The 22,689-nt window shown below is 64.5% G+C and carries 26 protein-coding genes and 1 pseudogene; 11 read left to right on the forward strand and 16 right to left on the reverse strand.

Going from position 1 to position 22,689, the window contains the following annotated elements; genetic code table 11:
- Window positions 1-12: 12 nt before the first annotated feature.
- Both uvrC and EJ069_RS14040 read right to left on the reverse strand, forming a co-directional pair.
- Complete coding sequence (gene uvrC / locus EJ069_RS14035) at window positions 13-2,094, reverse strand: excinuclease ABC subunit UvrC (protein ID WP_126061790.1); 2,082 nt, start codon at window positions 2,092-2,094, stop codon at window positions 13-15.
- Entirely contained in the window at window positions 2,091-2,855 is a 765-nt protein-coding gene (locus EJ069_RS14040; RefSeq protein WP_126061791.1) for an SDR family oxidoreductase, read from the reverse strand. The genes uvrC and EJ069_RS14040 overlap by 4 nt, the downstream gene beginning before the upstream one ends.
- Before the next feature lie 410 nt (window positions 2,856-3,265).
- On the opposite strand from EJ069_RS14040, the gene EJ069_RS14045 reads away from it, so the two are divergent.
- Window positions 3,266-3,919: an outer membrane protein gene (locus EJ069_RS14045; protein WP_126061792.1), complete on the forward strand. Its 654-nt coding sequence runs from the start codon at window positions 3,266-3,268 to the stop codon at window positions 3,917-3,919.
- Here the strand turns inward: EJ069_RS14045 and EJ069_RS14050 are convergent.
- From EJ069_RS14050 to EJ069_RS14075, 6 genes are all read right to left on the reverse strand, one after another.
- On the reverse strand, window positions 3,891-4,424 hold the full coding sequence (locus EJ069_RS14050; protein WP_348639368.1) for a GFA family protein: 534 nt from the start codon (window positions 4,422-4,424) through the stop codon (window positions 3,891-3,893). The genes EJ069_RS14045 and EJ069_RS14050 overlap by 29 nt on opposite strands.
- A 65-nt stretch (window positions 4,425-4,489) precedes the next feature.
- Complete coding sequence (locus EJ069_RS14055) at window positions 4,490-4,867, reverse strand: TfoX/Sxy family protein (protein ID WP_126061793.1); 378 nt, start codon at window positions 4,865-4,867, stop codon at window positions 4,490-4,492.
- Between the two features lie 103 nt (window positions 4,868-4,970).
- Entirely contained in the window at window positions 4,971-5,933 is a 963-nt protein-coding gene (locus EJ069_RS14060) for an IS110 family transposase (RefSeq protein WP_126061794.1), read from the reverse strand.
- A gap of 379 nt (window positions 5,934-6,312) precedes the next feature.
- The gene (locus tag EJ069_RS14065; protein ID WP_126061795.1) at window positions 6,313-6,909 is read right to left on the reverse strand and encodes a glutathione S-transferase family protein; all 597 of its coding nucleotides are present in this window, start codon (window positions 6,907-6,909) and stop codon (window positions 6,313-6,315) included.
- A gap of 268 nt (window positions 6,910-7,177) precedes the next feature.
- Window positions 7,178-7,567 carry a histone gene (locus tag EJ069_RS14070; protein ID WP_126061796.1) on the reverse strand — a complete coding sequence of 130 codons (390 nt, stop codon included), beginning with the start codon at window positions 7,565-7,567 and terminating at the stop codon, window positions 7,178-7,180.
- Between the two features lie 383 nt (window positions 7,568-7,950).
- Window positions 7,951-8,466, reverse strand: coding sequence for a DinB family protein (locus EJ069_RS14075; protein ID WP_126061797.1), 516 nt, complete (start codon window positions 8,464-8,466; stop codon window positions 7,951-7,953).
- Between the two features lie 104 nt (window positions 8,467-8,570).
- On the opposite strand from EJ069_RS14075, the gene EJ069_RS14080 reads away from it, so the two are divergent.
- From EJ069_RS14080 to EJ069_RS14090, 3 genes are all read left to right on the forward strand, one after another.
- Entirely contained in the window at window positions 8,571-9,161 is a 591-nt protein-coding gene (locus EJ069_RS14080) for a TetR/AcrR family transcriptional regulator (RefSeq protein ID WP_126064731.1), read from the forward strand.
- A gap of 179 nt (window positions 9,162-9,340) precedes the next feature.
- Window positions 9,341-9,745, forward strand: a complete 405-nt coding sequence (locus tag EJ069_RS14085; protein WP_126061798.1) for a YciI family protein — start codon at window positions 9,341-9,343, stop codon at window positions 9,743-9,745.
- Entirely contained in the window at window positions 9,742-11,001 is a 1,260-nt protein-coding gene (locus tag EJ069_RS14090) for an RNA polymerase sigma factor (protein ID WP_126061799.1), read from the forward strand. Before EJ069_RS14085 ends, EJ069_RS14090 begins: the two co-directional genes overlap by 4 nt.
- A gap of 57 nt (window positions 11,002-11,058) precedes the next feature.
- On the opposite strand, the gene EJ069_RS14095 is transcribed toward EJ069_RS14090, so the two are convergent.
- The 4 genes from EJ069_RS14095 to EJ069_RS14110 form a co-directional block, all read right to left on the reverse strand.
- A complete protein-coding gene (locus tag EJ069_RS14095; RefSeq protein WP_126061800.1) occupies window positions 11,059-11,673 on the reverse strand; it encodes a LysE family translocator in 615 nt (204 codons plus the stop codon).
- Window positions 11,674-11,689: 16 nt separating this feature from the next.
- The gene (locus EJ069_RS14100) at window positions 11,690-12,142 is read right to left on the reverse strand and encodes a hypothetical protein (protein ID WP_126061801.1); all 453 of its coding nucleotides are present in this window, start codon (window positions 12,140-12,142) and stop codon (window positions 11,690-11,692) included.
- Window positions 12,143-12,273: 131 nt separating this feature from the next.
- Window positions 12,274-12,636, reverse strand: coding sequence for a DoxX family protein (locus EJ069_RS14105; RefSeq protein ID WP_126061802.1), 363 nt, complete (start codon window positions 12,634-12,636; stop codon window positions 12,274-12,276).
- Between the two features lie 34 nt (window positions 12,637-12,670).
- The gene (locus EJ069_RS14110) at window positions 12,671-13,093 is read right to left on the reverse strand and encodes a VOC family protein (protein ID WP_126061803.1); all 423 of its coding nucleotides are present in this window, start codon (window positions 13,091-13,093) and stop codon (window positions 12,671-12,673) included.
- 182 nt (window positions 13,094-13,275) lie between these two features.
- Here EJ069_RS14110 and EJ069_RS14115 point away from each other — a divergent pair, with 182 nt between their 5' ends.
- Window positions 13,276-14,031 carry a helix-turn-helix domain-containing protein gene (locus tag EJ069_RS14115; RefSeq protein WP_126061804.1) on the forward strand — a complete coding sequence of 252 codons (756 nt, stop codon included), beginning with the start codon at window positions 13,276-13,278 and terminating at the stop codon, window positions 14,029-14,031.
- A gap of 15 nt (window positions 14,032-14,046) precedes the next feature.
- On the opposite strand, the gene EJ069_RS14120 is transcribed toward EJ069_RS14115, so the two are convergent.
- The 3 genes from EJ069_RS14120 to EJ069_RS14130 form a co-directional block, all read right to left on the reverse strand.
- Window positions 14,047-14,895, reverse strand: a complete 849-nt coding sequence (locus tag EJ069_RS14120) for a 23S rRNA (adenine(2030)-N(6))-methyltransferase RlmJ (protein ID WP_126061805.1) — start codon at window positions 14,893-14,895, stop codon at window positions 14,047-14,049.
- 58 nt (window positions 14,896-14,953) lie between these two features.
- The gene (locus tag EJ069_RS14125) at window positions 14,954-15,583 is read right to left on the reverse strand and encodes a hypothetical protein (RefSeq protein WP_126061806.1); all 630 of its coding nucleotides are present in this window, start codon (window positions 15,581-15,583) and stop codon (window positions 14,954-14,956) included.
- 100 nt (window positions 15,584-15,683) lie between these two features.
- Window positions 15,684-16,298: a TetR/AcrR family transcriptional regulator gene (locus EJ069_RS14130; RefSeq protein ID WP_245456558.1), complete on the reverse strand. Its 615-nt coding sequence runs from the start codon at window positions 16,296-16,298 to the stop codon at window positions 15,684-15,686.
- Between the two features lie 135 nt (window positions 16,299-16,433).
- On the opposite strand from EJ069_RS14130, the gene EJ069_RS14135 reads away from it, so the two are divergent.
- From EJ069_RS14135 to galE, 4 genes are all read left to right on the forward strand, one after another.
- Window positions 16,434-16,907, forward strand: coding sequence for a carboxymuconolactone decarboxylase family protein (locus EJ069_RS14135; RefSeq protein ID WP_126061808.1), 474 nt, complete (start codon window positions 16,434-16,436; stop codon window positions 16,905-16,907).
- A 250-nt stretch (window positions 16,908-17,157) separates the two neighbouring features.
- The gene (locus EJ069_RS14140) at window positions 17,158-17,511 is read left to right on the forward strand and encodes a hypothetical protein (protein ID WP_126061809.1); all 354 of its coding nucleotides are present in this window, start codon (window positions 17,158-17,160) and stop codon (window positions 17,509-17,511) included.
- Window positions 17,512-18,003: 492 nt separating this feature from the next.
- Window positions 18,004-19,062 (forward strand): UDP-glucuronic acid decarboxylase family protein, encoded by a 1,059-nt coding sequence (locus EJ069_RS14145; RefSeq protein ID WP_126061810.1) that lies wholly within the window; start codon window positions 18,004-18,006, stop codon window positions 19,060-19,062.
- Window positions 19,059-20,177 (forward strand): UDP-glucose 4-epimerase GalE, encoded by a 1,119-nt coding sequence (gene galE / locus EJ069_RS14150; protein WP_126061811.1) that lies wholly within the window; start codon window positions 19,059-19,061, stop codon window positions 20,175-20,177. Before EJ069_RS14145 ends, galE begins: the two co-directional genes overlap by 4 nt.
- Before the next feature lie 102 nt (window positions 20,178-20,279).
- Here galE and EJ069_RS14155 read toward each other — a convergent pair.
- Window positions 20,280-20,459, reverse strand: a pseudogene (locus tag EJ069_RS14155) (DUF995 domain-containing protein); the annotation flags it as partial.
- Between the two features lie 225 nt (window positions 20,460-20,684).
- Here EJ069_RS14155 and EJ069_RS14160 point away from each other — a divergent pair.
- The gene (locus tag EJ069_RS14160) at window positions 20,685-21,602 is read left to right on the forward strand and encodes a lysylphosphatidylglycerol synthase domain-containing protein (RefSeq protein WP_126061812.1); all 918 of its coding nucleotides are present in this window, start codon (window positions 20,685-20,687) and stop codon (window positions 21,600-21,602) included.
- Between the two features lie 5 nt (window positions 21,603-21,607).
- On the forward strand, window positions 21,608-22,687 hold the full coding sequence (locus EJ069_RS14165; protein WP_126061813.1) for a glycosyltransferase family 2 protein: 1,080 nt from the start codon (window positions 21,608-21,610) through the stop codon (window positions 22,685-22,687).
- Window positions 22,688-22,689 lie beyond the last annotated feature (2 nt).

Consider the following 22,689-nt stretch of genomic DNA (forward strand, 5'->3'; position numbering starts at 1 on the left):
TGCGCAACCGCCTCAGCTCTCATGAAAATGATTATAGACCAGCTTCGCCACATGCTCGGAAATGCCGTCGACCTTGACCAGGTCCTCGACCGCGGCGCGGCTGACCGCCTTGGCGGTGCCGAAGGCGAGCAGCAGGGCGCGCTTGCGGCCGGGGCCGATGCCGGCGATCTCGTCGAGCGGGCTTTTCACCATCTCCTTCTTGCGCCGCGCGCGATGCGAGCCGATGGCGAAGCGGTGCACCTCGTCGCGCAGGCGCTGGACGAAATAGAGCACTGGATCGCGCACCGGCAACATGAAGCTTTCCCTGCCCTTGACGAAGAAGCGCTCGCGGCCTGCATCGCGGTCCGGCCCCTTGGCGATGCCGATGGCGACAACCCGATCCTCGACGCCAAGATCGGCAAGGATCTGGCGCACCGCCGTCATCTGGCCCTGGCCGCCGTCGATCAGGATGACGTCGGGCCAGGCCGGAAAACCGCCATTGCCGGCGACCAGATCCTCGTCACCCGCATCGTCCGCGGTCGCGCCAGACTGCTCGTCGCCATGCTCCTTGAGCAGCCGCGAGAAACGCCGCTGCATCACCTCGCGCATCATGCCGAAATCGTCGCCCGGCGTGATCTCGGTCGAGCGGATGTTGAATTTCCGGTACTGGTTCTTCACGAAACCTTCCGGCCCGGCGACGACCATGGCGCCGACCGCATTGGTGCCCATGATGTGCGAGTTGTCGTAGACCTCGATGCGCACCGGCGGCTTCGCCAGGCCGAAGGTCTCGGCGAATCCCTGCAGCAGCCGCGCCTGGGTCGAGGTCTCGGCCAGCCTGCGGCCGAGAGCCTCGCGGGCGTTCTGCAGCGCGTGATCGGTCAGGTCCTTCTTCTCGCCGCGCTGCGGCACGGAGATCGTTATCTTGCGGCCGGCATGGGTGGACAGCGCTTCGGCGAGCAGTTCCTGCTCCTGCGCGACCTGCGACAGAAGCAGCGTGCGCGCCGGCAGCTTGTCGTCATAGAACTGCGCCAGGAACGAGCCCAGCACCTCGGCCGGCTCCAGCGCCGGATCGGCCTTGGGGAAATAGGCGCGGTTGCCCCAGTTCTGGCCGGTGCGGAAGAAGAACACCTGGATGCAGGTCTGGCCGCCCTCCTGATGGATGGCGAAGACGTCGGCCTCCTCCACCGTCTGCGGGTTGATGCCCTGATGCGCCTGCACATGGGAGAGCGCGGCAAGCCGGTCGCGGTAGATGGCGGCGCGCTCGAAATCGAGCTCCGCCGAAGCCTGCTGCATGGCGGCCGAGATTTCGGTCTTCACCTTCTGGCTGCGGCCAGAGAGGAAATCCTTGGCCTCCGCAACCAGCTCGGCATAGCCTTCATGCGAGATCTCGCCGGTGCAGGGACCGGCGCAGCGCTTGATCTGGTAGAGCAGGCAAGGCCGCGTGCGGTTCTCGTAGAAGGAGTTGGTGCAGCTTCGAAGCAGAAAGGCGCGCTGCAGCGAATTGATGGTGCGGCCGACCGCGCCGGCCGAGGCGAAGGGGCCGAAATAGTCCCCTTTTCGCGAGCGCGCGCCGCGATGCTTGTAGATGCCGGGCGAGACATGATCGCCGGTCAAGAGGATGTACGGGAAGGACTTGTCGTCCCGCATCAGCACGTTGAAGCGTGGTCTGAGCCGCTTGATGAGGTTCGCCTCGAGCAGCAGCGCCTCGATCTCGGTGCGGGTGACAACGAATTCCATCGTCGCCGTCTCCCGCACCATGCGGCCGATGCGGGCGGTGTGGAATCGCCCCTGCGCATAGTTGGTGACGCGCTTCTTCAGGCTGCGCGCCTTGCCGACATAGAGCACGTCGCCGGCGGCGTTCATCATGCGGTAGACGCCGGGCTGGTTGGGCAGCCGCTTGACGAATGTCTGGATCACCTCGGCGCCGACCATGCCGTCAGCGTCGCCGGCATGCGGCGTCCAGTCGATGGCCGTGAAGGCGACATCGGGGCCGGTCGGCAAAGCCTCGGGTTCGACGATCTCCTCCGCCGCCTCGTCCTCGACGTCGAGATCGACATCGGGGGGCAGGTCGTCGGCGGCGCCGTTGCGTCTGTGTTTTTGGACTGCGGGACTCATTCCACCATGCCTGTCACATCGGGCGTCTGCCACGCAAGATGCTGGCCGCCATCGAGTGCGATCATCTGGCCGGTCACCGAGCGCGCCTGCCAGAGATAGCGGATCGTGGCGCCGAATTCAGGCAATTGCGGGCCGCGCTTCAGGATCAGGCCCTCGACCTGTTTGCCGAAATCGTCGTCGTCCTGGCGCTTGTTCTTCAGTGTCGGGCCGGGACCTATGGCATTGACGCGAATGCGCGGCCCGAGCGCCTGCGCCAGCATCTCAGTCTGCGTCCACAGCGCCGATTTCGACAGCGCGTAGGAGAAATAGCGCGGCGTCGGCCGCCAGACGCGCTGGTCGATCATGTTGACGATCAGCCCCTCCTCGCCTTGCGGCAGCGCGCGGGCGAAATTCTGCGCCAAAAGCGCGGGCGCCTTCACGTGGACGGCGAAATGGCGGTCCCAGGCCTGCCAGTCGAAATCATCGACGCTGTCGTCGACGAACAGGGACGCGTTGTTGACCAGCAGCGTCACAGGCCCGAGCGCGGCTTGCGCGCGACCGATGAGACCACCCACCGCATCCATGTCGGTGAGGTCGGCGGCGACGACGGCGGCGCGGCCGCCCTCGCCCGTGATCTTCCCCGCCAGTGCCTCCGCCTCGGCGCCTGAACGGTTGGCATGGATGGCGACGGCGAAGCCATTGGCGGCCAGATCCTCCACGATAGCCTTGCCGATCCGTCTTGCTCCACCCGTCACCAGCGCGACGGCCGTGGCTTGTTTCATGGTGTCAATCCTCAATCGGCTTCACGATTCCGGGAAGCCGGCACAATATGACGGGCCAAGCGTTAAATGCCATTTCCACCTGGGGCAGGAATGTGGCGAAGCGGCCCGGACGCGCTTCCGCCCCGCCGGATTCGGGGCGCCATTGCCGGCAATATATGTCGCTGCACCCCTTGAACCAAGCGATGTGCAGCGCAACATGATTAGCCTGCTGACATTCGCTGTTGCGAAGATGCAACGTCACGTTTCGGCCTCATTGGCGCCGGGGAATGACCCAAGTTCAGGTTCGCTTCAGCCGCATTTCAGCACGACATTTGGAACCGTTAAACGCCAGGCTCGTTTATCCCCCCGGACGGGCCGGGGCGTTTCATGAACAAGCAAGCCTAAGTGTCTTGTGGCTTAAGGAGTATATAATGAAGACCAATCTCAAATTCGCGCCGCTTGCCGCCGCGCTCGGGCTGTTCGCCTTTGCTGGTACCGCCTTTGCGGCCGACGTCGTTTCCGAGGAGCCGCCGGCTCCCGCCCCGGTTGCCGAGCTTCCGGTTGCTTCCTGGGCCGGCCCCTATGCCGGTATCAACCTCGGCTACGGCTTCAGCGGCCATGCCGATGCCCGCGATGCAGGCGTCAACGTGAAGACCAAGGGCTTCATCGGCGGCGTCTTCGGCGGCTACCAGTGGCAGCAAGAGAACTTCGTCTACGGCGCTGAAGCCGATCTCGGCTACAACGGCGTCAAGGGCGACAGCGCCGGCATCAGCGCCAAGGGCGGCCTCGAAGGCTCGCTGCGCGCTCGCCTCGGCTATGCCGTGACCCCGGAAATCCTGCTCTATGGCACCGGCGGTCTTGCCGCCAAGAACCAGAAGATCACGGATAGCGTCACGCTCACCGACGAGAGCAAGGGAATGCTCGGCTGGACGGCTGGTGTTGGCACCGACATCAAGATCACCGACAATGTGTTCGGCCGTGTCGAGTACCGCTACACCGACTACGGCGACAAGGACTTCGGCACTCTCGGCAACGTCAAGTCGAAGGACAACCGCGTCACCTTCGGCGTCGGTATGAAGTTCTAAGTCGTAGAAGCCACGACACGGAAAAGCCGGGCCTTGCGCCCGGCTTTTTTTGTTGGCCCGGCCGAAAGGCGTCAGGCACCCGACCGACGCGCCGGCTGCCTCTGGAAACCATCGTGGGTCGGGATCGAATGCAGCCGGTCCAGCATTTCAAGCGCGATCGCATGAAGACCTGAGCGTCCGGCCGGTAGTCGCCCGGATCGGTCATGGTCGCGGCGTGAACGTGGATCTCCGACGGCCATCTTGTCGAGTGGAAATAAAGCCTGGTGCCACAGGACGGACAGAAGCCGCGAAACGTGTCCGTGCTGCTTTCATAGTGCCTGATGTCGCCGGCCCAGCTCAGCTCATCGGCCCTCAGTCCCAGGAAGGCGGTGAAGGGAGACGAGGTGGCGCGCTGGCAGTCAGCGCAGTGACAGACCAGATTGCGGATGATGTCGCCGGAATATGTCCAGGTGACCGCTCCGCACATGCAATGCCCGCTGAGTGCCATCGCTTCCCCCTTGGCCATGCGTTCATCATCGCCGGCGCAGCCGATACTGACACATCGCCGCTTGGAAATGGCGAGTCAGCGGCTTACGCGCGCTTCTTTGCGACCTTGGCGGATTTGTCCTTCGGCGGCAGTGTCTGGACAAAGGCCAGAGCAAGATCGAGCCAGAAGGCGAGCTCGGCCTCGTTCGCCGTGCCTTCCGGCCCGACGTGGAGGTAGCCTTCCATCAAGCGCCCGCCCATTTCCATCGGACGCGCATGGGGACGAGCAGCCGCCGCCGCATGCGCGTCCTTGCCGACGCGCACGAGGAGGCCGCGCTTCGAGGTGCCGATCAGTAGGTTGCCATCGATCATGAAGCAGGTGCCGCCGAACATCTTCTGCTCGGTGAAGGCGCGTCCGCCGAGGCCGGCGCGCAAGCGCTCGACCATCGGGTCGGGCGCGACGCTGGTTGAGGGCTTTGTCATGCTCACCACCTCCGGCTTGGATGATGTCAGGCAAGCATGGAAGCGGGTGGCGGTTCAAGCTCGCTTCTCCTTCTCCCCTTGCGGGAGAAGCGCAACCATTAGCTTAGGCGGCGTGGTTTGCGGGTGGAGCTTCGCTCCACGGAGTGCCGCGTTCGACGACGGCGTTGGCGAAGATGAGGAGCTTTCTGACACAGGCGATGATGGCTTTCCTGTGGGCCTTGCCGTTGTTCGTAAGGCGGCCGTAGAGAGCGACCAGGGCGGTGTTCCAGCGCTGGGAAGCGGGCAATGCAGCATTGAAGAGCGCTCGGCGGACACGACTGCGACCGCCGGCGATATGGCGCTCGCCGGTACGTTCGCCCGAGTCGTCGTCGTAAGGAGCGACGCCAACCAAGGCAGAGATTTGCTCACGACTGACCTTGCCGAGTTCGGGCAAGAGGATGACGAGGGTGAGCGCGGTGCGTATGCCGATGCCATCAACGCTGGCGATCAGCTCGAGCCGCCGAGCGAGATCATCGTGTTTGCACACGACGACCTGCAGGAGCAGCAGTTCGGCCTCGCGGCGCCGCTGCAGACGCTGAACGTCACGCTTGAGTTGGTTGAGAATCCGCTTGGTGGTGAAGTGCTCGCGCCGCGTCTTGAGGTGAGCGATATCGTACTCCAGTTGCTCGATGAAGAGCAGATGCTCAGCGAACGCGGCCAGCCTGGTGTCTGGCGGTTCATGCAGGTCGCCGAGATTGGCAGCGCACTCGGCGATGAGGGCGGCGTCGATACGATCGTTCTTGGCACGACGCAGCTTGTAGATGGCAAAGGCATGCACTTGACGCGGCTGCAGGAGAGCGACCTCGAAGCCCTGCTCGCGCAAATATTCCACGACGGCTCGTTCGTAACCCCCGGAGGCTTCGATGCCGATGCGTTTGATCTTACGCGCGCTCAGCCAAGCAACCAACTCTTGATGTCCGTCTCTGGCATTGGCTACGCGCAACCTGTCGCTCGTCGGATAGGTTGCGACATCAAGCGACTTCTTGCTGGTGTCGATTCCGGCGGTTCTTGTGCTAGTCTCATTCATCTTCGTCGTTCCCTGCCTTGCATACGAACCAGGTTGTTCCAGCAACCATCCGGGCCACGATGAAGAGCCGATCGCGATCTTGCTTCTCCTTAACCCCACGGGTTCGGGTGGCTGGCGATCCGACGATCGGCGCCAACGGCCGGGTGGCCACCCGGCCGTTGGCGTCCCTTACGGGACGACCACTTCATACAACATCGCTTATGCAAGGTGGCCGAGCGAAGCTCGGACGGATGAGGGGTGCTCCAGCTTGGCGCACACCTTGGTCAGTCTCGGATGGCGCCAGGTTCACCAGCGCCTCACTCCGTCCAACACCCCTCATCCGTCTCGGCGCTATCGCGCCGATCCACCTTCTCCCACAAGGGGAGAAGGAAAAGGCGCCTCACCCCGGCACGCTTGCTTTCAGCTCCGGAAACTTCTCGTCAAACCTAGCAGCCCAGCGCACGAGGCGGCTGCGGCCCTTCTCCCATTGGCCGGAAAACCGCAGCGCGAGATAGCCAAGGGTGGCGCGCAGCGCCATGTGGCCGGCGGTGATCTTCTTCGGCAGCTTGGGCGGGTTGGCGTTGATGAGGTCGAGCGCGGTGGTGATCTTGCCCCACTGGCGGTCGAGCCAGGGCTGGTAGACCATCTCTTCCGGCCGCGTCCGCCGCTCATAGACCATCGACAGCGCGCAGTCGCAAATGCCGTCGGCCAGCGCCTCGAGACCTTCCGCCTCGAGCCGCTTGTCGGGGTTGCGCGGGAACAGCGCGTTCTTCGACAGCCGGTTGAGATGCTGGGTAATAGTGCGGCTGTCATAGATCGAGCGGCCATCCTCCAGCACCAGCACCGGGATCTTGCCGAGCGGGTTGGCCGAGATCAGTTCGGCGGGCTTGTCTTCCGTCTTGACCGGCACGAGGTCGATGGCGATGCCGGCGTAGACGGCTGCCATGCGGACCTTCGAGCTGTACGGGGACGTGGAGGCATAGAGCAGTTTCGGCATGATCGATTTCCCAATTGTCTGCCGCACTGTTGACCGAATGGGACCTCCAGGGCAACGGCCCAGCAAAGCCGATCCGGATTAGCCACGTCCTGCCGGCGCGGACGCGGGAACAAAAAAGCTCCCGGAAGGTTTGCCTGGCGGCAAATTTCCGAGAGCTTTAGGAGGAGCGTCCGCTCCGACTCCGCTCGCTCAGACACCGAATTGGCGAGAGGGGTGCCTGAATAGCACCCGCCCTCAGCCGTTGAGGTTCGCGCGCGAAGCTACGCGATTACTTCTTGGCGGCCGGCTTCTTCGCCGGAGCTGCCTTCTTGACGGCTGCCGGAGCCTTGGCGGCGGCGGCCTTCAGCGGAGCCTTGGCGGCGGGCTTGGCCGCGGCCTTCGCTGCCGGCTTCTTGGCGGCGGGCTTGGCTGCTGCCTTTGCGGCGGGCTTTGCCGCGGCCTTCGCTGCCGGCTTCTTGGCGGCGGGCTTGGCTGCTGCCTTGGCGGCGGGCTTTGCCGCGGCCTTCGCGGCCGGCTTCGCTGCTGCCTTGGCCGGAGCCTTGGCGGCTGCCTTCGGTGCCGCTGCCTTCTTCACTGCTGCAGGTTTCGCGGCAGCCTTAGCTGCCGGCTTCTTTGCCGGCGCTTTCGCCGCCGGCGCCTTGGTTGTGGTCTTTGCCATGCGATGCCCCTTGCGTTTTGCCTAAGGTCGTGAGTGACCCGGCATGCTCATGCATATCTGACTCGCGACTGTCTAGCCAGCGAAGCAACACAATGATTTTCAGTTATTGAATTTTGGTTACACGAAGATGCATCTCATCGAAAAATTGTGAGCGAATCTGTCACTTTCGAAGTGACGGGCCGGCGCACAGACTTTCGCGTGGCTTCTATCACCCGATGATCCATCCATTCGCGGCATAAGCTTATATCGTAATGTGAGCAGAGTGCTCACAATAGAGAACCCGCCGCTGAACACCGGCTTCATCTTGTCCAGCGAAAACATCTACAGATGAACCGGCCACGCGAGGCGGTCAAAGCTTACGCGTTTGAAAGCGAGCTTCAAGCTCATATCTCGACCTGCAGGCGGCGCGCCGGTTCGACCCGGTGCAGGTGCACGGCGTAGGTGTCCCAGGGCGGCGAGACCGCGATCCCGGCCAACATTCGGCCGACCTCGCCGCGATGATAGCCGCCGTGCAGGACGACATGGGTCAGCATCTCCTGCCTCGTCATGCAGCCCTTGTCGCCATCGGTGAAGGTGAAGGCGATCGGCTCGGCAAGTGCCTGCTCCGAAATGGTTTCGAGATGGTCGAGATACCAGCGATCGACCTCGGCCAGAGCGGCTCGCAGCGCGCGTGGCTCGGGCGTGTCCGGCGTATTGTCGCCCGCATAGCCGTGGGCCACGCCCTCCAGATGCGCGGCAAAGATCCGCGACACGACATGGATATGGTTCATCAGGCGGATCGCGGCGTGTCGCTCTGCCGCGCCGCGGGACGGATCCAATCCGGCAAGCGTCTCCAAGAGCTCGTCATCCGCCCAGGCCTGATAGGCAAGCAGGCCCTTCAGCAAGGTCTTGGCGCTCATCTTCGTGGCTCCATTTGCGTTGGCGAAATGAATGTGAGTATCCTGTTCATATTCTCGGGAGACGGGCCAGCATGTCTACTCGCATTGCAAAGCCGGCCGCGCGCATGCGCAAGCAGCCGCGCCAGGCGCGTTCGATCGCCACCGTCGAGGCGATCATCGAAGCCGGTGCTCACGTTCTGAGCGAGCTCGGCTGGGTCGGCTTCTCCACCAACAAGGTGGCCGAAGCCGCGGGCGTCAGCATCGGCTCGCTCTATCAGTATTTTCCCGACAAGCTCGCTCTGGTCGAAGCGATCCGGCGCCGTCACTTCGATCATGTGCTGTCGGTGATTCGCGAAGCGTCGGCGGAGGAGAAGCCGCTCAGGCAATTCGCGCGCGAGCTGGTGCGCGGTATGATCGGCGCGCACTCGATCCATCCGACGCTGCACCAGGTGCTGCTCGACGAGGCGCCCGGAGACCGCGGCTCGCGCGCCGCGCATGCCTCGTTCCAGGCGCGCTACCTCGAACATTACGCCGCGGCCGTCGCGCAATACCGCAAGCGCCGCAAGGACACCGAGACGATGGCGCGCGTGCTCTCCTCGGCGGTCGAAGGCGTGATCCACAACGCGGCGCGGCGCAACATGCTCGACGCGCCGGAACTGCAGAAGCAGCTCGTCGAGCTGATTTCGGCCTATCTGTCAGGCAGCCGGGCTACCTGACCTGTCGGGCGCCAGGGCAGCCTCAGACGGCGCCAGCGGACGAGGCCTGCGGTGGCTCGCGTACCGCCACGCCGCCTCGTCCGGCCGCCGGCATCGCAAAATAATTCGCATCGCCTGTCGATTCCGCCGATCCCCGTTCGTCGTATCATCGCAACCAAACAACCAAGGACGACACACCGATGCGTTTCATGATGCTGATGATCCCCGGCGGCTACGCGACCGCGGCTCCCGACGTCAGGCCCGAAGCGGAAGCCGTGGCGACGATGATGAAATACAATGAAGAGCTGAAGCGGGCCGGCGTGCTGCTCGCGCTCGACGGGCTGCATCCGCCATCATCGGGCGCGCGGGTCTCCTTCAAGGGAGGCAAGCCTACCGTCACCGACGGCCCGTTCGCCGAGGTCAAGGAAGTGCTTGGCGGCTACTGGGTGATCGACGTGCGCTCCCCCGAGGAAGCCGTCGAATGGGCGCGGCGCTGTCCGGCCGGAGAAAACGACGTCATCGAGGTCCGGCGCGTTTTCGAGATGACCGATTTTCCCGAGGACGTCCAGAAGGTCGTCGACGGGTTCGACGAGCTTAAGGGTTGACCGCCACGGCGGCGATCGAAGCGGTCTGGCGGATCGAGCAACCAAAGCTCGCCGCCAGGCTCACCCGCTACTTGCGCGATGTCGGGCTGGCCGAAGAGGTGGTGCAGGATGCTTTCGTGCTGGCGCTGGAACGCTGGCCCGGGGAAGGCATTCCCCACAATCCGGCCGCCTGGCTGACCCGGGTCGCCACCAACCGGGCGCTCGACCGGCTGCGCCGAACCGTGCTGATCGACGGCAAGCATCGTCAGTTGGCCGTCGACCTCGCCGAGTTGGAGCGCGAGATGCCCGACATCGAGGCGGCGCTGGACGAGGACATAGACGACGATCTGTTGCGGCTGATCTTCACCGCCTGCCATCCAGTGCTGGCGCCCGAACAGCGCGCGGCGCTTGCGCTCAGGATGCTCGGCGGCCTGTCGACGCCTCAGATCGCACGCGCCTTCCTGGCGCCGGAGGCGACCGTCGCCCAGCGTATCGTGCGCGGCAAAAGAACGCTGCGCGAAGCCGGCGTGGCCTTCGAGATGCCGCGCGGGCAGGAGCGGCGCGAGCGGCTCGGCGCCGTGCTGGAGGTGATCTACCTGATCTTCAACGAAGGCTACGTCGCTTCCGCCGGACCGGACTGGCTGCGCACGGATCTCTGCGGCGAGGCAATGCGCCTCGGCCGTCTGCTGGCGGCCCTGGTGCCGCAGGAGCCCGAGACGCTCGGCCTGATGGCCCTGATGGAGCTCAGCGCGTCGCGCTTTGGCGCCCGCATCGACGCAGCGGGCAACCCGGTCCTTCTGCTCGACCAGGACCGCAGCCGCTGGGACTGGTCGCTGATCCGGCGCGGCCTCGACGGGTTGAACCGCGCGATGGCGCTGACGCCGACACCTGGCCCGTATCAGCTGCAAGCGATGATCGCCGCCTGCCATGCGAGCGCCGTGAGCGCGGCCGATACCGACTGGATCGCCATCGCCGCATATTGCCAGGCACTTGCGCTTGCAGCGCCCTCGCCCGTCGTCGAGGTCAACCGGGCGGTCGCTGCCGGCATGGCGTTCGGACCGGCGCAAGGGCTGGCAATCGCCGACGCGCTGCGGGACGAACCTCGGCTCAAGGATACGCATTTGTTGCCCACGGTGCGTGGCGATCTTCTGGCGAAGCTCGGACGGATGGACGAAGCCCGCGCCGAATTCCGCCGCGCCGCCGGGTTGGCCGGCAATGAGCGGGAACGGGCGCTGTTGCTTGCGCGGGCTGGTGGTGGAGAAGCCAACTCGGGATAGGCCGGCGGGACAGCGCCTATCTCAGCTGTCTATCGCCTGCCATTGAACCGGCGTCTCTCAGCGCGTGGCGACCACGGCCACGCCGGCGCCGATCATCACGCCACCGGCGGCGCGATTGACGCGGCGCACGATCGCTGGTGTGCGCAAGACGCCGCGGGCTCGGCCGGCGAGCAGGACATGTCCACCGATGACCACGGCCTCGACGATCAGGATCACCGTCGCCAACACGCCAAGATCGCCGGTGTTGAGCGACGCGCCGACCACGTTGGGCAGCAACGCGACATAGAACAGCGGCATCTTCGGATTGCCGAGGTTGAGCGCGATGCCGGCGGCGAAGGTCGCCAGCAAGCCGCGCCGGTTCGATACCGGCTGCGATGCCGGGACCACGGGAATGGCGGCCCACAGCCTGATGCCCATCCAGATCAGATAGGCCGCGCCGCCATAGCGAAGCACAGTCATGACGACCGCCATCTTGGCGGCGACGATCGACAGCCCGAAGGTGGCGAGCACCAGAAAGATCAGGATGCCGACCACCGTCCCGGCCCCATAGGCGATGCCCGACGCAGCACCGCTGGAGATCGTGCGGGCGACGATCGTCATGTTGTCGGGACCCGGACTGGCGGCGAATACGAAGAAGGCCGCCGCGAAGGCAAGCAGCGTCGTGATATCCATGCCCGTCAGCGAAGCCTCAGCGCAGCACGCGGCAGCGGCCGTTATAGACCAGCCAGCGGTCGAAGCCCAAGACGCAGAATTCGACATTGTCGCCGATCGAGGCAAAGCCCTGGCCTTCCTCGATCAGGTAGAAGATCGAGCGGTCGCGACCGTCTGAAAGGTTGACCGTAGCGCGGCAATAGTGGCGGCCGATCGGCCATTCCTCGCTCGCCGGCTCGTAGCGATGCTGGCGGATGTCGCGGAAATCGGTGATCGCGACATCCGGCAGATGCGGCACGTGATGCACCTGATAGGAGAAGCGGTCGGTGATCTTGTTCAGCACCCAGCTTTCGCCGCAGACGCTGCCATCGTCGCCGCTGTAGACGGAAAGGTCGGCGGCCTGCGCCGCCTGGGTAAAGCCCAGCGGGGCGGCGAAGGGAGTGGACAGCGCAACCAGCGCGGCAAGGACGGAATGGGCGAAGCGAGTCATGACAGCCTCTCGAGGTCGGTTGCACGCACTGTGCGGATTCGCTTGGCGGCGGTCAAGCGGTCGCGAAATAAAGGTTTTCGGAAGAGACTTTTGGGGTTTCCGCAAAGCTTCGTTGCGGATTTGCCGGTTGATCAGTAAGTGCCGGCAAGCAGCAGCCCGCCGATGACGGCAATGTTGATCAGGAAGGCGTTGCGCAGCACCTGGCGCTCCGGCTCCGCGCTCGCCCAGAAACGCAGCAGCTTGAGGTTCGTCGCCAGCGTGAAGATGACCAGAGCGACGGCGGCAAACAGCCGTGCCACGCCAACGGCGAGCAGCGAGCCCGCGATGACCTCGACCGCCGAACCGGCGGCCAGCATCAAGGTGGGGGCCGGAAATTTCTGCGCGGCCAGATAGTCGCGCATCGCCCCGAATTTGAGGAAATGCTCGATGCCGGCGAAGACGAACACGCCGCCGATGAGGAGAGCGCCGACAGCTTGGATCATTGGAACAGGCATGGCGGCCTCCTCTCGACGACGTGGTTCGTTCCATTCAATCCTCGGGGATGAAGGCCGGGTTGTAGACGACCTCCCACAGGTGATCGTCGGGATCCTGGAAATAGCCGGCATAGCCGCCCCAGAAGGTTTTCTGCGCCGGCTTGACCACGCGCGCGCCGGCCTTGACGGCCTCAGCCATCACCGCGTCGACCTCGGCCTCGCTGCCGACATTGTGGCCGATGGTCAATTCGGTCGGGCTGCGGCCGCTTTGCGGCACGGCGGCATCCCAGGCGATGCTGGCGCGCTCATAGATGGCGAATTTCAGGCCGCCGGCGAGATCGAAGAAGGCGACGGCGCCATGCTCGAATTCGCGGCCGATGATGCCCTCGGTCGGCAGGCCGAGGCCGTCGCGATAGAATTTGAGGGAGGCTTCCAGATCATCGACGCCGAGCGTCAATACGGTGATGCGAGCTTTCATTTCTCTCACTCCTTTCTATATTCGTGACCACAGTCGCAAACGGATGCGGTCCGATGCGAGCGCGTGAACCGCCGTGAAGTTCCGTCCGTTTTGCCATGGATGACGCGGCCGGCATTGAATATTTCGGCCAAAATAACCGTCACACCGATCCGGCAACCTCGCTGGAGCAGATCGGAGAGGAGATGGAACCGGTCCTGGCACAGACCACCGGCTTCTTTCGGGAGCGGCCTGCCGCCGGCGGGCTGGCCGATGCCTTCTCCGCTGTCTGGGTCCATCGCATGGACGAGCAGACCGTTCCCCCTATCGTCATCACGCCGGACGCGACGATCGACCTGCAATGGATCGATGGCCGCTTCCGTATCGCCGGCCCGGACAAGGAGCCGCAGATCGAGCAGCCTGCCGCTGGGGCGGTGATCGTGGGCTTCCGCTTCCGGCCGGGCGCGGCGGCGGGCTGGCTCGGCGTGCCGGCCGGCGAAATCGTCGGCGGACGGCTTGATCTCGGCGAACTGTGGAGCACGCGCAGCCGCGAGCTTTCAGACCGGATCAGAGCGACGCCCAACCTCGCCGACCTGGTTCGGCGCCTGGAGGAGACGATCGGCGCGCACACGGAAGGACGCGCTGCGCTCGACCCGCAGATGGGCCGGGTCTTTGACGTCATCGACGAAGGTTTGCCGCCGGGAACGCCGCTAGTTCCGTTCCTGCAACGCCAGTTGCATATGAGCGAGCGGACGCTGCGCCGGCGTTTCGAGGATGCTTTCGGCTATGGTCCGAAGACGCTCGACCGCATCCTGCGCTTCCACCGGTTCCGGCGCATGCTGCGGCAGCAGGGCGAAGCCTCGACCGCGCTGCTCGCCATCGAGGCCGGCTATGCCGACCAGGCGCATCTGATCCGCGAAAGCCGGCGGCTGACCGGCGTGACGCCCTCGGCGTTGTCTTGAGCGTACGCAGGCGCCCTACTCGCCCGCCAGCCAATCAGAGGTCCAGCGCGACGGCTGCCGGACGGCTAGCGCCTTATGCAGGGCGGGCAACAGGATCTTCAATTCGCCTTCCAGCGTATAGGGCGGATTGACCACCACCAGCCCGCTGCCGTCGAGGCTGGGCTCATCCGAGGCGGGCCGTATCTCGAAGGCGATGTCGAGCAGCTTCGGAATGCCGGTTTCCTTCAGCGCCGCGCGGAAGGCCGTCACCGCCCTGCGATCCTTGATCGGATACCAGAGCGCGTAGATGCCGCCCGGCCAGCGCCGGTGCGCCTTGCGCAGGCCATCGACCAGACGGGAGAACTCGCCTTCCTCCTCGAAGGGCGGATCGATGAGCACCAAGCCGCGCTTTTCCTTCGGCGGCAGTTGCGCGCCCAGCGCCAGCCAGCCGTCGAGCTCGATCACCCTAACCTGGAAATCGCCCGCGAAAACGAATTTGAGCCGCGCGGCATCCTGGGGATGCAGCTCGACCGCCGTCAGCCGGTCCTGGCTGCGCAGAAGATGGCGAACGATCAGCGGCGAGCCGGGATAATGCTTGAGGCCGCGATCGGGATTTTGTGCCCGCACCGCTTCCAGATAGGGCTGAAGCAGCGCCGCCGCCTGCGGCTCGAGCGTCGCCTCGGTGAGCCGGCCGATGCCGCCCTGCCACTCGCCGGTCTTGCCGGCTTCGACCGAGGCAAGATCGTAGCGGCCGATGCCGGCATGGGTGTCGATGACGCGAAAAGCCTTGTCCTTCTGCTTGAGATATTCGACGAGGCGCGCGAGCACGGCATGCTTGACGACATCGGCGAAATTGCCGGCGTGGTAGGCGTGGCGATAATTCATACCGGCCTCACTTCAGAGAGCATGATGTCGTCCGAAAACCGCTTCACACTTTTCGGCATCATGCTCGTGGCGAACCGTTGCGGCCCCAGCGCGGCGGTGGCGGCTGCGAATTGGGATTCTGCGGATGGCCTCCGCCGCGGCGGCCGAAGACGAGCGACAGCACCAGTCCGGCAAGGCCGACGCCCATCAGCGTGTAGCCGGCCGGCTCAGCGCGTTCGTCGATCGAGCCGGTGCCGGCGCGCAGGACGAGATCGACCGCGCGCATGTCGATGCCGTCGGCATCGCCGGGACCGACGGTGAAGACGTAAGGGCCGGGCGTGACCCTGTCGATGACGCCGGCCTCGTCCCGAAAGATCTTGTCGGGCAGTTGCGGGCTGGTCTGGCGCGGATTGTCGGTATGGTTGAAGGAGAGCGCCGAGGCCAGCGCCGTGCGGCCGCCACTCGCCGCCGTTAGCGTCAGCACCGTGCGCTGCTGGCCCGCGACGCGCTCGGCTCGCGCGGTCAAGTCGACCAGCACCCGCACCGGCGCGTCGCTCGTGGCGAGTTGCACGGTGACCGGCCGGAAGCGGCCGCCCTCATAGACGCGGTAGGTGCCGATCGCATGGCCGGAAAAGTTGCTCATCGCCCAGGGATAGAAGATGCCGATGGCGGCACCGGCAATGAGGAGAAGGACAAAGAGGAAGCGCATTCAGACCCTTGGCTGTTTTGTTCGGCTGGCGGCTGTCCGCTCTATCTTTTTTTGACGCAATTCCGGACGGAAAACCGCCCACACTTTTCCTGGAATTGCTCTAGCGGTCTTCCCCTCCGGCAGCTTCGCGGACGCGCTCCATCTCGTCCAGAAACATTTCCAGGCCAAGCTCGAATGTCTTGTCGAAGCCGGCGCTGCCGAAATAGGCCCCGGCCTTCACAACGCTCGGATAGTCGCGCGCCAACTCCTCATTGCTGACCGTTGTGACGGCCGAAGGCCCCTTGGCGTAGCCGGCCGTCTCGTCGAGGATAGCGCCCATCAGATAGTAGCCGGCGGCGCGGAACAGGCGGGCGCTGAGCTCTGGCCCGAAGCCGCCATCCTCGAACAGGCCGATAATGGCGTTGAGCTTGGCAAGGCAGGGCGGCGAGTTCATGCGGTAGACGACTATGAAGGGCGCGAAGGCCGGGTGCTCGGTGGCGACACGGCGGAACTCCTGCATGCCGATGCGGGCCCGCTCGCGCCAGGGCAGATCAGCGCCAGGGATGACGAGCCCGCTCATCTGGCGGTCGACCAGCGCTTCGTAGAGATGCGCCTGCGAGGGAAAGTGGTGATAGATGCTCATCGCCTCGCAGCCGAGCCTGGCGGCGAGCTTGCGCATCGAAAAGCCGGACAGCCCTTCCCGCTCGATCACCTCGAAGGCAGCATCCTCGATCATCTCGCGGGAGAGCTTTCCGCGGGGGCGCTTGTTTTTGCTCGATGCATCCATGGCGGCGCTTGACAACTTACACTGTAAGGTTCATCGTTCGCATACCTTACATCGTAAGGCTAACAAAGACCAGAGGAGAACATCATGTCAGTCATTCGCATCGCCTCAGCCGTGCATTCCTGCCTTCGTTCCGCCTCGCTTATCGCCATCGCGGGTGCGTTTGCCGTGGCGCTCGCTTCCGCGCCTGCCCGGGCCGATGATTACGACGCCACCCTCAAGGACATCCAGTCGACGATGGGCGGCGTGCCGAGCTTCGTCAAACAGTTCCCGAAAGCCGGTCTGCCCGGCGCGTGGGCCGAGGTCAAGGCCATCGAGCTCAGCGACAAGACGGCGCTGACGCCGAAGGAGAAGTCGCTGATCTCGCTGGCGGTCGCGGCGCAGATCCCCTGCAGCTACTGCATCTGGTCGGACACCGAAAACGCCAGGCACGCCGGCGCCACCGACCAGGAGATCCAGGAAGCCGTCGCCATGGCGGCGCTGACGCGTCACTGGAGCACCATCTTCAACGGCATGCAGGTCGATTTCGACCAGTTCAAGAAAGAGATGGGCGGAGAATAAGGGCTCAGGCACAAGGTACCGAAGGTGAAATAATGGCCCGCGGCGACGGGGGCCATTTTGTTGCCACGCTTTGCCGGCACCGGCGGGATGTCCGGCCGTAAGCCGTCTCGCCCCCCTTGCGGCAACAGAAAAACCCGTGCAAGCGTTCAAACAGCTATCGCTAAATTAACCTGGTTGCCATAATAAGCTTGGGTGGGCGGCTGATCATGATTCGAACATAAGCGCCGCGCGCTTGAGGGGATTTTACTTCATGCTGATAGCCTATCGAGGCTTAAGCCGGCCCTGCCTTAACAAAAATTTCCGCTTTCCGATCAAGGCCCTGCTCCGTTTTTTTGTCCTGGGTGCGTTGTTGGCAACTTCCGGTTGCCAATACTTCAACTTCGGTCAGACGAGCTCATTCAGCGTGTCGCAAAGCGGCAACGCCGCCTTGATCGACTTGAAACCAACCCGACACATCCATACAGAGAGCTCCTCTCGCTCGGCGCCGGTGGTAAGGATCAATCCTTATCTTGGGAATGCTGGTTTTATTTGCGGCCCGAGCGGCTTTGGACAGCAATCGCATTGCTTTGCCAGAAGTGCCGGGGCGGTCGCCGAGAACATCTAGGCGCGATGCGGCAATCTCGACCCGGCGTCTTGCTGACGTTGCTTCCAGGATTCAAGGATGACGCGGAGAGTGTCTCCCGGCCTGCTACCGCAATTCGATGAACGCGGCGCCCGGTTCCAAGCTTTCCTGGGCATCATCTCACCGCTGATGAGCCCGGTGCGCCCACTCCTTTGTTAACCATTCGCAAAGACGTGAGGTTAACGAAACGCTAATTTAGTTGACTACCCCCGGCACAGGTATATCTTTGTATGCGTTGGGTGTGCAATTTGGGCGAGCAGTCTGCGGTGGTGGCAACCGACTCGTGGATCGCGACCTAGGGGCATGAGGGACGCTTAGGCGGCGAAGACAAGCCGTAGAGCGACAAGCCCCGCGAACTCAGAAAATTACGACGCACATCAGTGCAGGCGGTTCTGCCTCTGCGGAGGAATCGCCGTTGTGACCTGGTCGGGCAATGCCCGTCCGGGAATGGTAGCGTGTGCGTCCGAGGTTGCCATGAATAGGCTCATCAAAGTTCTGAAGCCGGTTCGATCGGGTCGAAAGAGCATCGATCGCGGCCGGGCCCTGGTCACCGGCGGAGCGGGATTCCTGGGTTCTCATTTGTGCGAGCGACTGCTTGCGGACGGCTATGAAGTCATCGCCCTGGACAATTTCCGCACCGGCAAAAGGTACAATCTAGCCGGCATCGCGCGCGACGCCGCCTTCACTTGTGTCAGTCACGACGTCGTCGATACGTTGCCGACGGATCTCGCCGTCGACGAGATCTACAACCTTGCCTGCCCGGCGTCCCCGCCTCACTACCAGGCCGATCCCATTCATACATTCAAGACCAGCGTGCTCGGGGCAATCAACCTTCTGGAACTTGCCCGACGCCACAACGCAAAGATATTCCAGGCCTCGACCTCCGAGGTCTATGGCGACCCGCTGGTGCATCCGCAGCCCGAAGGCTATTTCGGCAACGTCAACACGCATGGACCGCGCGCCTGCTACGACGAAGGCAAGCGCTCGGCCGAAACGCTGTTCTTCGATTATGCGAGAACCTACGGCCTCGATATCCGGGTGGCGCGCATTTTCAACACCTATGGTCCACGCATGCGGCCCGATGACGGCCGCGTGGTTTCCAATTTCATCGTCCAGGCACTGCGCGGGGACGATATCACCGTCTATGGCAACGGCACGCAGACCCGCTCCTTCTGCTATGTCGACGATCTCATCGAAGGGTTTATGCGGCTGATGCGGTCGTCCGCGGCGCCGAACCATCCGGTCAACCTCGGAAACCCCGGCGAGTTCACCGTCATGGAACTGGCCGAGCTCGTCCTCGATTACACCAATTCCCGTTCCCGGATCGTGCACAGGCCGCTGCCGGTCGACGATCCCCGGCAGCGCCGGCCCGATATCAGCTTTGCCGAGCAGCATCTCGGCTGGAAGCCGAAGGTCGCGCTGAGCGAGGGGCTGGCTTGCACCGCCGGCTATTTCGAAGCCCTGCTGGACCGCCGGCAGCCCAGGACCTCACGCGGCGGCCATCTGTCCTCCGGCGGGGCTTTGGCGCTATGAGTGCCCGCTCCATCCTGGTGACGGGCGGCGCCGGCTTCATCGGCAGCCACACCTGCAAGCAGCTGGCAGCGGCCGGCTACCTGCCGGTGGTCTACGACAATCTCAGCCGCGGCAACGAGAAGGCGGTGGCCTGGGGTCCGCTGGTGGTCGGCGATATCCGCGACCGCGGCGCGCTCGAGCGGGCCATCGCCGGCCACAGGCCGCAGGCGGTCATCCACTTCGCCGCGCTCGCCTATGTCGGCGAGTCGGTCAGTGACCCGGCGGACTATTATTCGGTCAATGTCGCCGGCACGATCGCCGTGCTCGAGGCCGCGCGGGCGAACGGCATCGGCAACATCATCTTCTCCTCCAGCTGCGCGACCTATGGCATGCCCGAGGCGCTGCCCGTGCGCGAGACCTCGTCGCAGAACCCGATCAGCCCTTACGGACGCAGCAAGCTGATGGGCGAGCAGATCATCAAGGACCATGCCGCGGCCTACGGCACGAAATACGCGATCCTGCGTTACTTCAACGCCTGCGGCGCCGATCCCGACGGCGAGCTTGGCGAATGGCACACGCCGGAAACCCATCTCATTCCCAGGGTGTTGATGGCGGCGTCCGGCATGATCGAGGCGATCGAGGTCTTCGGCACCGACTACGAGACAGCGGACGGCACCTGCGTGCGCGACTACATCCATGTCGGCGACCTCGCCCGGGCTCATCTCAAGGCCCTCATGCATCTGGAGGCCGGCGGCAAAAGCCTTGCTGTCAACCTTGGCACCGGCCGCGGGGTTTCGATCAGGCAGATCATGGACGCGGTCGAGCGGATCACATCGCGGCCGGTCCCAGTCATGTACAAGGCGCGACGCCCCGGCGATCCGGCCGGGCTTTTCGCCGACCCCGGCCTTGCCCGCGAACAGCTGGGCTTCGTGGCGCAACTTTCCGACATCGACACCATCGTCAGGACGGCCGCACCCTTTTTCGGGCTCGGTCCGGCCTTGCGCGATTCCGGCGCTTCGGCCGCCATGCCGCGCGCATTGCGCGCCCCGCGCGGCGCGAACGTCAATAAGAAACGCCGGCCCGCAAGGCCGGCGGTCGGCCCCGTGAGTAATGTGTCGGGGGCGTGGGCTCGCTGAGTTCGGCTAAGGCCGGCTCAGCGAGCCTCCTATTTTTCCAGCCGGTTGCCTGAGCGCAATCAGCCGCCAAGCCTAACCGCTCACACCTTTCCTGGAATTGCTTCAGCTCTTGCTGTCGATCAGCTTGCGGGTCTCATCGAACCGCGCACCCTTGGTGTTGCCCGGCACGAACTTCTGGTGCTCGTCAGCGGGATCGTCCTCGGTGTGCTTGCAATCATACCAGGTGCCGTCGGGAATCTTGCGCCGCTCGATGTAGCCCTTCTCGACACGATGGCTGTAGTGCGATTGCGGTGCACTACAGCCGGATCATGACGCGATGATCGACCACCTCGACAAGACCGCGACCAAGCTTGTGGATTCGGATACGATGCTGGTCTATAGGATCACCCGCCCGTGACGGCGCGCCATTTGAGGCGCGCCGGCGAAGCGATCCACGGATAAAGGCGTGAATTGTCGAACCACCGGATAGGCCGCTCCAACGCGGTGGTGGCGCCATCGGAGAACTGGTTGAAGCGAGCGATATCGATAGTCGTCACCCTGGCGCTGCTGGCATGGCTTGCCAGCGACCAGCGCTGGAAGATGGTTGGCGATGCCTTCGCCTCCATCACGCCCGGCGCCTTCGTGGCGGTCGCGGCAGCGCTGTTCGTCACCTATGTGCTCAGGGCGCTGCGCGTCTGCGACGAGTTCCGCGACGATGTGAACGGCCGCTTCGGCGCCGCGCTGCGCATCATCCTGATCCACAATGCCATGATCAACGTCGTCCCCTTCCGCGGCGGCGAGACGGCCTTTCCGATCCTGCTGCGTCAGGTGTTCGGCGTGTCGATCGTGCGCGCCAGCGCCTCTCTTCTCTGGTTCAGGCTGCAGGACGCTTTCGTCGTCGGCGTGCTGGCCTGCCTCGTATGGCCGGGCCTGCATCTGGCGCTGCGGGCCGCCGGCATTGCGGCGCTGATCGCCGCCGCCTGGTACCTGCCGCGCTGGGCCCGCGCGCCGCACAACTGGACGGCCGGCGGCAGGATCGTCTCCAAGCTCGGCAAATTGCGCGACATCTTCACCGAGGCGACGGGGCGCTCGCGCTATGGCTGGTGGTGGACGATCGCCAACTGGGCGCTGAAGCTCGGCGTGCAGGGCTGGCTGCTCGCCATGCTGCTCAACACCTCGTTCCAGACCGCCTTTCCCGGCGCCGTCGGCGCGGAGGCAGCCGCCATCCTGCCGGTGCAGGGCGTCGCCGGCTTCGGCACCTATGAGGCCGGCGCCGCCGCGGCGCTGCTCTATTCCGGCATCGCCATGAAGGACGGCTTGCAAGCGGCGCTCGCGCTGCACCTCTTCATCCTGTGCTCGGCGGTCGCAACCGGTGCGATCGCCTGGCTGTTCCCCTCGAAATCGACGCTGCCGGAAAACCCGGCGGCGGGACCGGCAAGGAAATGACCGCCATGAACGTGCTTCCCATCCCCGCATCGGGATTGCCCGAGGGCGCCGTCATGCCCGAGCACAAGCTTTCCATCGTCATCCCGATGTATAACGAGGCTGACAATGTCGAGCCGCTGCTTGTGCGCATCCATCAGGCGATGGAGAATTACAGCCAGCCGTGGGAGGTGGTGCTGGTCGACGATGGCAGCACCGATGCCACGCCCGCCGAGATCCGCCGGCTGGCGGCGCAGTACGGGCCGCATGTGCATGGCGTGGAGCTGGTGCGCAACTACAAGCAGACCGCCGCCATGCAGGCCGGCCTCGACGCCGCGCGCGGCGACGTCATCGCGACGCTCGACGGCGACCTGCAGAACGACCCCTTCGACATTCCGCGCATGGTCTATCGCCTGCTGACCGAGGATCTCGACCTCGTCGCCGGCTGGCGCAAGGACCGCAAGGAAGGGTTCTGGTTGCGCCGCCTGCCGTCCCGCATCGCCAACAGGCTGATCGCGCGGGTCACCGGCGTTAAGCTCAAGGACTATGGCTGCAGCCTGAAAGTGTTCCGCGGCAGCGTCATCCGCAGCGTGCGGCTCTATGGCGAGATGCACCGCTTCATCCCGGCGTGGCTCGCGACGGTGACGACGCCGCGACGCATAGCCGAGGAAGTGGTGACGCATCACGCCCGCATCCACGGCCAGTCGAAATACGGCATCTCGCGTACCTTCCGTGTGGTGCTGGACCTCGTCTTCATGTTCTTCTTCCTGCGCTATCGCACGCGGCCCGGCCATTTCTTCGGCGGCATCGGCATCGTGCTCGGCGTGCTCGGCTCGCTGATCCTGGCCTATCTCTTCGCGATCAAGGTCTTCTGGGGGCAGGACATCGGCACCAGGCCGATGCTGATCACCGGCTTCTTCCTGGTTATCGCCGGGCTGCAAGCTGTGACGTCGGGCGTGCTGGCCGAGATGCTGTCACGCGTCTATCTGGAGGCCAACGGCGCGCTCGCCTATGTGGCGCGGCCGCAGCCCGCGCATGGTGAGGGCGACGGCTGGCATTGGCCGAGCAAGGCGGCCGCCGCCGGGAGGGCGAAGCCGCGCCGGAAATAGCG

Origin of the sequence: Mesorhizobium sp. M2A.F.Ca.ET.043.05.1.1, assembly GCF_003952445.1 — a bacterium.
Lineage (GTDB): Bacteria > Pseudomonadota > Alphaproteobacteria > Rhizobiales > Rhizobiaceae > Mesorhizobium.

Excerpts from the sequence above, each read along its gene's own strand:
- uvrC (WP_126061790.1), bottom strand. The coding sequence starts at position 2,094 with ATGAGTCCCGCAGTCCAAAAACACAGACGCAACGGCGCCGCCGACGAC.
- EJ069_RS14040 (WP_126061791.1), bottom strand. The coding sequence starts at position 2,855 with ATGAAACAAGCCACGGCCGTCGCGCTGGTGACGGGTGGAGCAAGACGG.
- EJ069_RS14045 (WP_126061792.1), top strand. The coding sequence starts at position 3,266 with ATGAAGACCAATCTCAAATTCGCGCCGCTTGCCGCCGCGCTCGGGCTG.
- EJ069_RS14050 (WP_348639368.1), bottom strand. The coding sequence starts at position 4,424 with ATGGCCAAGGGGGAAGCGATGGCACTCAGCGGGCATTGCATGTGCGGA.
- EJ069_RS14055 (WP_126061793.1), bottom strand. The coding sequence starts at position 4,867 with ATGACAAAGCCCTCAACCAGCGTCGCGCCCGACCCGATGGTCGAGCGC.
- EJ069_RS14060 (WP_126061794.1), bottom strand. The coding sequence starts at position 5,933 with ATGAATGAGACTAGCACAAGAACCGCCGGAATCGACACCAGCAAGAAG.
- EJ069_RS14065 (WP_126061795.1), bottom strand. The coding sequence starts at position 6,909 with ATGCCGAAACTGCTCTATGCCTCCACGTCCCCGTACAGCTCGAAGGTC.
- EJ069_RS14070 (WP_126061796.1), bottom strand. The coding sequence starts at position 7,567 with ATGGCAAAGACCACAACCAAGGCGCCGGCGGCGAAAGCGCCGGCAAAG.
- EJ069_RS14075 (WP_126061797.1), bottom strand. The coding sequence starts at position 8,466 with ATGAGCGCCAAGACCTTGCTGAAGGGCCTGCTTGCCTATCAGGCCTGG.
- EJ069_RS14080 (WP_126064731.1), top strand. The coding sequence starts at position 8,571 with ATGCGCAAGCAGCCGCGCCAGGCGCGTTCGATCGCCACCGTCGAGGCG.
- EJ069_RS14085 (WP_126061798.1), top strand. The coding sequence starts at position 9,341 with ATGCGTTTCATGATGCTGATGATCCCCGGCGGCTACGCGACCGCGGCT.
- EJ069_RS14095 (WP_126061800.1), bottom strand. The coding sequence starts at position 11,673 with ATGGATATCACGACGCTGCTTGCCTTCGCGGCGGCCTTCTTCGTATTC.
- EJ069_RS14100 (WP_126061801.1), bottom strand. The coding sequence starts at position 12,142 with ATGACTCGCTTCGCCCATTCCGTCCTTGCCGCGCTGGTTGCGCTGTCC.
- EJ069_RS14105 (WP_126061802.1), bottom strand. The coding sequence starts at position 12,636 with ATGCCTGTTCCAATGATCCAAGCTGTCGGCGCTCTCCTCATCGGCGGC.
- EJ069_RS14110 (WP_126061803.1), bottom strand. The coding sequence starts at position 13,093 with ATGAAAGCTCGCATCACCGTATTGACGCTCGGCGTCGATGATCTGGAA.
- EJ069_RS14115 (WP_126061804.1), top strand. The coding sequence starts at position 13,276 with ATGGAACCGGTCCTGGCACAGACCACCGGCTTCTTTCGGGAGCGGCCT.
- EJ069_RS14120 (WP_126061805.1), bottom strand. The coding sequence starts at position 14,895 with ATGAATTATCGCCACGCCTACCACGCCGGCAATTTCGCCGATGTCGTC.
- EJ069_RS14125 (WP_126061806.1), bottom strand. The coding sequence starts at position 15,583 with ATGCGCTTCCTCTTTGTCCTTCTCCTCATTGCCGGTGCCGCCATCGGC.
- EJ069_RS14130 (WP_245456558.1), bottom strand. The coding sequence starts at position 16,298 with ATGATCGAGGATGCTGCCTTCGAGGTGATCGAGCGGGAAGGGCTGTCC.
- EJ069_RS14135 (WP_126061808.1), top strand. The coding sequence starts at position 16,434 with ATGTCAGTCATTCGCATCGCCTCAGCCGTGCATTCCTGCCTTCGTTCC.
- EJ069_RS14140 (WP_126061809.1), top strand. The coding sequence starts at position 17,158 with ATGCTGATAGCCTATCGAGGCTTAAGCCGGCCCTGCCTTAACAAAAAT.
- EJ069_RS14145 (WP_126061810.1), top strand. The coding sequence starts at position 18,004 with ATGAATAGGCTCATCAAAGTTCTGAAGCCGGTTCGATCGGGTCGAAAG.
- galE (WP_126061811.1), top strand. The coding sequence starts at position 19,059 with ATGAGTGCCCGCTCCATCCTGGTGACGGGCGGCGCCGGCTTCATCGGC.
- EJ069_RS14165 (WP_126061813.1), top strand. The coding sequence starts at position 21,608 with ATGAACGTGCTTCCCATCCCCGCATCGGGATTGCCCGAGGGCGCCGTC.